This is a genomic window from Kitasatospora sp. MBT63, assembly GCF_000710465.2.
Taxonomy (GTDB): Bacteria; Actinomycetota; Actinomycetes; order Streptomycetales; family Streptomycetaceae; genus Kitasatospora.
This window is the reverse complement of the sequence record NZ_JAIZ01000806.1, coordinates 71761-78485: the sequence shown is the minus strand read 5'-3', so window position 1 is coordinate 78485 and position 6725 is coordinate 71761. Positions and strand designations below refer to the sequence as shown.

Genomic DNA, 6725 nt, shown 5'->3' with positions numbered 1-6725 from the left:
CCTGTCCGCCTGCCACGGCTACGCCGGGCTCGCCCACATCGCCCACCGCGCCGCCGCCGACGCCTCCCCGCGCAACGCCGGCCGCCTGCGTTCGGCCGCCGCCCTGCTCCTGGACACCACCCACCCTCCGTACGCCGACCCCGACGAGCAGGCCCACCGCCTCCTGGCGACCGCGGGGCCGGCCTTCCTGGAAGGCGCCGCCGGGACCGCCCTGGCCCTGCTCGCCCCCGCCACCGACAGCACCCCCGCGACCCGCTGGGACGCCTGCCTGCTCACCTCCTGACCACCCGACCGAGGACCGATCCGATGACCACCGGCTGGATCCAGCACGACCTCGCCTTCGCCGACCCCGCCACCGTCGAACCAACCGCCGCCCAACACCTGGCCCCCGTGCTCGCCTTCGCCCAGGACAACGGGGACCTGGACAGCTGGTGGTACATGCGCAAGAAGGGGCTGCGCCTGCGCTACCGCGCCGCCGCCGCCCCCGTGCCCGCCCTCACCTCCCTGCTGGACACCCTCGCCGAGGAGGGCCTCGTCACGGGCTGGGCCACCGTGATCTACGAGCCCGAGACCGAGGCGTTCGGCGGCCCCGAGGCCATGGAGATCGCCCACCGCCTCTTCCACGCCGACAGCCGCCACCTGCTCGCGCGGGCCGCCGAGCCGAACCCGCCCGCCCTCGGCCGCACCGAGACCGCCGTCGTCCTGACCTCCGCCATGCTCCGCGCGGCCGGACTCGACTGGTACGAACAGGGCGACGTCTGGGCCCAGTTCGCGATGCTCCGCGACGCCCCCGCGCCCGTGGCCCCCGAACGCGCGGTCACCCTGGCCGCGGCGATGCGCCACCTGATGCGCCTCGACACCTGGGCCCTCACCCGCGACACCACCCCGCTCGCCCACCACGGCGGCTGGGTCCACGCCTTCGAACAGGCCGGGCAGGACCTCGCCCGCACCGCCCGCGACGGCCGCCTCACCCGCGGGCTGCGGGCGGTCCTCGCGCACCACCTCCTCTTCCACGCCAACCGCGCCGGCCTGCCGGTCGACCACCAAGCCGCCATGGCCGCACGGGCGTTGGACGCCGTCTTCCACTCCGACGAGGGCCCCGCGCCCTCGATGCCCACCATCCGTACCACTACTAAGGTCACCCATATGACTACTCTCAGCAGCGACACCGCTTCCGCCACCCCGACCGCCGAGGAGCTGCGCGCCGCCCTCACCGACCGCCTGCTCGAACAGGGCGCCATCCGCACCACCGCGGTGGAGGACGCCTTCCGCACCGTCGCCCGCGAGCACTTCCTGCCCGGCTTCCCGTTGGAGACCGCGTACGCGGACAACCCCACCTACACCAAGGCAGACGGCTCCGGCACGCAGATCAGCGCCGCCTCCCAGCCCGCGATCGTCGCCCTGATGCTGGAGCAGCTCGCCCCGCAGCCCGGCGAGCGGATCTTCGAGGCCGGCGCGGGCACCGGCGTCAACGCCGCCTACTTGGGTCGCATCGTCGGCCCGGACGGGCATGTGACGGCCGTGGACGTGGACGAGGACCTCGTCGACGGCGCCCGCAAGCACCTCGCCGACGCCGGCATCACCAACGTCGAGGCGGTCCTCGGTGACGGCGCCCTCGGTCACCCGGCCGCGGCCCCGTTCGACCGGGTGATCGCCACCGTCAGCACCAGCGAGATGCCCACCCCGTGGCTGGAGCAGGTCAAGCCCACCGGGCGGATCGTGCTGCCGCTGCGGCTGCGCGGCACCGCCTCCCGGACCATCGCCTTCGAGCGCGGCGAGGACGGCTGGGTGTCGGTCGACGACCAGCTCGCGGTCTTCATGCCGCTGCGCGGCAGCATGGACGACGCCCGCCGCACCGTCCACCTCACCGGCGAGGGCGACGTCACCCTCCAGGTCCACAGGGACCAGGACGACGCGGTCGACGCCTCCCTGCTGCTCGGCGTCCTCGACAGCGGACGCCACGAGACCTGGACCGGGGTGACCATCCCCGGCGGCACCACCTACGAGTACCAGGACCTGTGGCTGGCCCTGACGCTGCCCAACTCCCTGTTGCGGATGAGCGTCACCGGCTCCGCCCGCGAGCGCGGCATCGTCACCCCGATGTTCGGCTGGGGCGCCATGGCCACCGTCCGGGACGGCTCCCTCGCCTACCTCACCCTGCGCCCCGGCGAGCCCACCCCCGACGGCCGCAAGACCTACGAGACCGGCGTCATCGGCCACGGCCCCGACGGCGCCGCGCTCGCCGACCTCGTCTCCGAGGAGATCCGCGTCTGGAGCACCGGCTTCCGCACCCGGAGCCTGCGCATCGCCCTCCCCGACACCCCCGGCGCCGCCGACCCGGCGGCCGGCCACTTCGTCCTGGAGCGCCCGAACCACCCGATCACCATCACCTGGGAGTAGCCGCCGTGCACCCGACCGGACCCGTCGCCCGGCGCTTCCCGCTGGTCGCCAGGATCCGGCCCGCGTGCCTGCCCCTGAACGCCCGTGTCGGCCGGCTTTCCGAGCTGGCCGACACGGCCTCCCAGCGAGCAGACCCGGGCCGGGCATCCACCGTCTTCAACCAGGCGGCCCTCCTCGCCTCCGATCTCGACCTGCCCGACTACGCCCGCGAACTGTGCCACCGCCACGCCGACCTCTACCTGCCCCGGGGCCCACTACCCGCGATGAGCGCCATCCGCGGACTCGAGCCGATCGTCAACCTCGCCCGCCTCCACATCCGCGCCGGCCACCACCAACGCGGCCACCAACTGCTCCTCGACCTCTACCAAGCCGTCACCACCGCCACCGCCACCCTCCTCGACGGCATCACCGTCCCGGCCGAGCTGACCGAGACCGACCAGCAGCGCGCCGAAGTGCGGGCGTGGCTGTGGCGAGTCGTCATCGCCGACGGCACCCGCGCCCTCACCGCCGCCGGCCGCTGGAAGGATGCCCTGCGACACATCGAGGAGCACCGCGGCATCGGCCGGCGCATCCTCGACGGCCGCCAGGCCGCCGTCCTCGCCTGCGCCACAACCGGCGACCGGCCGGGCGCCCTCGCCCTGCTGGAGGACACCGAGCCGGGCGACGCCTGGGAGGACGCGGTTACCGCGGTGCTCACCGCGCTGTGCCGCCCCGGCGACCACGACGCCGCCGAGCAAGCGATCGACCACTGCCTCGCGCTCGACGCAGAGGAGGGCCTCGCCGCCTTCACCACCCGCCTCACGCTGACCGCCCTCGACGCCGCCGACCCGGACACCCCCTCCGCGAAAAACCTGCTGCGGCAGCTGACCAGCCGAACGAGTGAATCCGGCGACGGCTACGCACTTCGCGACCTCCTCGCCCACGAGGGCGTCCGCACCCGCCTCGAACCGGACCGGATTAGCCCGCTCGAACGGGCGCTCGCCGCCTGCGCACTGGACTCCGGCACCCTGCCCAAGGCCCTCCGGGGCCGACTGGAGGGGGCCCTCGACCACGCCCGAAGGGTGGTCGAAATAGCCCCGTTCGACCCGGGATCGCCCGGGGGAAATCCGCTTGAGCGACGCAATCGAACAGCACCATCATCGGTCGCCACCCCACACACCGAACCGCCCAACTCGACGTCCTGACAGCGCACTTGCGGTGAACTTCGCTGTCGGCAGCCGGTTCGGCGTGCCCGAACACCACCAGCGCCCGGAGGTACCCCTGTGGAAGGCCCGATCGTCCCGGCTCTCAGTACCCGCGCCCGGCCTCACGGCCGGGTGACCCTGCCCGCCCGCGACACCGAGGAGCCCCTCCAGTGATCGACTTCGACACACTCACGGGCCTGGCCGCCCGCGAAGGCATCGAGCGGATCGGCGTCGGCGTGGTGGTCCGGGACGCCGCGGGCCGGATCCTGATGATCCGCCGATCCCCGCACGACGTTCTGCCCGGCCTGTGGGAGTACCCGGGCGGCGGCCGGGAGGACGGCGAGAGCGTGCCGGTGGGTGCGGCGAGGGAGTTGGCCGAGGAGACCGGGCTGACCGGGTGGCCGCTGGAGTACGTACGGCACCTGGACTTCACCAACCAACGCGGGCGGCGGGTGCGGCAGTTCGTCTTCACCACCGTCGTGCCCGACGGCACCCTGATCCGCCTTTCCCGGGACCACGACGGCCACCAGTGGACGAGCCCGGGCGCCCTGCCGCCGACCAGCGACGGGCAGCGGGAGGTCGTCGAATGGCTGAACCGCCGCCTGGCCGTCCCCGGCTGGCGGCCGGTCGGCACCTACGTCACCACCATCGCCCGGCCTACGACCTACGCCAGCCTCCTGATCACCGACCCGCAGGGCCGCATCTTGGGAATGCGCTCGACCGTCAACCAGGCGGTGTGGAACTTCCCCGGCGGCAACGTCGAGCACGGCCGGACGCCTTTCACCACCGCGCTGATCGAGGCCGAGGAGGAGATCGGGCTCGATCTCGCCGCCGAGAATCCCGAGGTGGTCGCCCGTCGGCGCCTGGTCGCCGTCATCCACGAACAGGCGGGCACCGAGTACCCCGTGCCGGTCTGCAGCTACGTCTTCGACGGCGGCGTCCTCACCCCCGAGCAGCAGGCTCGGATCCGCCTCGATGCGGCCGAGCACACCGAGTTCCGGTTCGAGACGGCCCACAACTGGCGGTCGCTCATGGAGCCGGACCGCTACCAGCGGCTCCGGCAGGTGATGCGCGCCCACCGCTGCGGTGTCCCGCTCTACCTGGAGCGCCCCGCCCCGTACGACGACGACTTCGAGGGCGTCCTGGTCTTCGTCACCGACCCCGCGGGTCGACTGCTGATGCACCAGCGCGAAGACCGGCCCGGCATGCCCTGGCCCGGCTACTGGACACCGATCGGCGGCTGGCGCGAGGCCGACGAGAGCGCCCGGGAGAGCGCGGTGCGCGAGGTCCGCGAGGAGGCCGGCATCGATATCACCGGACTGCGGACTCTCCCCGACCCCCACCACAGTTTCGGCCTCCCGCTCACCCGTGTCCTGCACGCCGTCTGGGACGGCCGCGAGGCGGACCTGCGGCTCGGCGACGAGGGCCTGGCCGTGCGCATGGTCCCCCTCGACGAGGTGCCGCTGCTCAAAGTCCCGCCCTATATGCAGCACTACCTGCCGCTGCTCGCCGACGCCGCCAGCCTGTCTTCCGGGAGGACTGCGTGAACCAGCGCGACGACCTCCGCCTCGCCGCTTCCCCGGAGTCCGGGACGGATCCGCTGACCCTGGTCGTCGGCGTCCACCTCGTCCTGACCAACGCCGACCGCGTGCTGCTCGGCCGGCGCCGCAACACCGCCTACGCGAACGGCCTCTGGCACCTGCCGGCCGGGCACATGGAGCGCGGCGAGCCGGTCACCCGCTCCATGACGCGCGAGGCCGAGGAGGAACTCGGCATCACCATCGCCGAGGACGACCTCGCGCTCGTCCACACCCTGCACCACCTCGACGCCGACGACGGCCGCAGCCGCCTCCAACTGTTCTTCCGCCCCACCCGTTACCACGGCCACGTGCGCAACGCGGAGCCGCACAAGTGCGAGGAACTTCGCTGGTGGCCGCTCGACTCGCTGGCGCACGACACCGTCCCCTACACCGCTCACGCGCTCGCCGAGATCACCCGCGGCAGCACCCTGTCCACCGTCGGGTGGGCCCCGTGAGTGCCCCCGACATGCCGGCCGACGTCGACCATCTGCTGCGCGCGACGGCAGAGGACTACGAGCTGCTGGGCGTGCGCTCCCTCGATCGCGCCGGCCACCCGGTCGTCTGGGAGGTCCTCGGTGCCGCCGGGCGCAGGCTGTTCGCCAAGCGCCACAAGAACGCGCTCATGCACCAGCGAGAAACCGCCGCCTACCGTCTCCTCGCACCAGCGCTCGGCAGCGGCCGGGCACCGGCCCTGCTTGCCGAGGACACCCGGTCGCTGCTCGTCGTCACCTCCGCGCAGCCCGGCACCCCGGTCATCAGCACCGACCTCACCGCCGCTGAGGAGCAGGAGGTGTACCGGCAGGCCGGGCACCTCGCCGCAGTCATCCACGCGCAGCCGACGGCCGGCGCTCCCGTCGGCGAGTACCTGCCCTGGGACCAGGAGCGCGAACGCGCGCTGGCCCGCGCCCGGGAGGCGCGCCTCCCGGAGGAGGACATCACCGTCTTGGTCGAGGCGACCCGCCACGAACCCCCGCGCACGGCGCTCGCCTACTGCCACGGCGACTTCGGCCCGCGGAACTGGATCGTGCACCGCGAGAGCGACCGGCTGCTGCTCGGGGTCATCGACTTCGAGCGCAGCCACGTCGAAGCACCCGCGCGCCGCGACCTGATGCGCCTCACGCTCCAGCTCACCCCCCGTCGCCCCGACCTGCGAGCCGCATTCACCACCGGATACGGGCGCGAACTCACGCCGCAGGAGCGGGCGGCGTGCCGAGCGTGGGCCGCGATCGACTGCCCCGTCGCGCTGCGCTGGGCCATGGGCCACCGCCGGGACGAGGAGGTCCTCGGCTACGCCCGCGCCGTCCTCGACCTGCTACGCCACCCGAACCCCGTTGCGTGAACGCCCTTTCCTCACTACCGGTTGGAGTCTCCGTGCAGTCCCTGCGTCAGGCCGTGTGCGTCATCGTCCACGACGAGAAGGCGAGCAAGGTCGCCTGCGTCCACTACGCCAACGATTCCTGGTCCACGGTGCCCGCCTGGACCGTCCCCGGTGGCAAGGTCGAGGAGGGCGAGCGTCTGGACGAGGCCGCCGCCCGCGAGCTGCACGAAGAGTCGGGCCTGG

7 protein-coding genes are annotated in these 6725 nt (G+C 73.2%); all 7 read left to right on the top strand.

All coding sequences use genetic code 11. The annotated features are described in order from the left end of the window. Nucleotides 1-283 (top strand): lanthionine synthetase LanC family protein (locus AA75_RS50550; protein ID WP_033825795.1); only part of this gene is annotated, 283 nt, incomplete at its 5' end. A 23-nt stretch (nucleotides 284-306) separates the two neighbouring features. Further along, nucleotides 307-2400 (top strand): methyltransferase, FxLD system, encoded by a 2094-nt coding sequence (fxlM, locus tag AA75_RS42085; protein ID WP_033825794.1) that lies wholly within the window; start codon nucleotides 307-309, stop codon nucleotides 2398-2400. A gap of 5 nt (nucleotides 2401-2405) precedes the next feature. Next, nucleotides 2406-3584 (top strand): hypothetical protein, encoded by a 1179-nt coding sequence (locus tag AA75_RS42080; RefSeq protein ID WP_063794551.1) that lies wholly within the window; start codon nucleotides 2406-2408, stop codon nucleotides 3582-3584. Nucleotides 3585-3754: 170 nt separating this feature from the next. After that, a complete protein-coding gene (locus AA75_RS42075) occupies nucleotides 3755-5131 on the top strand; it encodes an NUDIX hydrolase (protein ID WP_051740766.1) in 1377 nt (458 codons plus the stop codon). Further along, nucleotides 5128-5619 (top strand): NUDIX domain-containing protein, encoded by a 492-nt coding sequence (locus tag AA75_RS42070; RefSeq protein ID WP_051740764.1) that lies wholly within the window; start codon nucleotides 5128-5130, stop codon nucleotides 5617-5619. Before AA75_RS42075 ends, AA75_RS42070 begins: the two co-directional genes overlap by 4 nt. Beyond that, the gene (locus AA75_RS42065) at nucleotides 5616-6503 is read left to right on the top strand and encodes a phosphotransferase family protein (RefSeq protein ID WP_149030343.1); all 888 of its coding nucleotides are present in this window, start codon (nucleotides 5616-5618) and stop codon (nucleotides 6501-6503) included. The genes AA75_RS42070 and AA75_RS42065 overlap by 4 nt, the downstream gene beginning before the upstream one ends. 32 nt (nucleotides 6504-6535) lie before the next feature. After that, nucleotides 6536-6725 (top strand): NUDIX hydrolase (locus tag AA75_RS42060; RefSeq protein WP_233289439.1); only part of this gene is annotated, 190 nt, incomplete at its 3' end.

Bases quoted from the DNA above. Each gene is read 5' to 3' on its own strand.
- fxlM (WP_033825794.1), top strand. From the start codon at position 307: ATGACCACCGGCTGGATCCAGCACGACCTCGCCTTCGCCGACCCCGCC.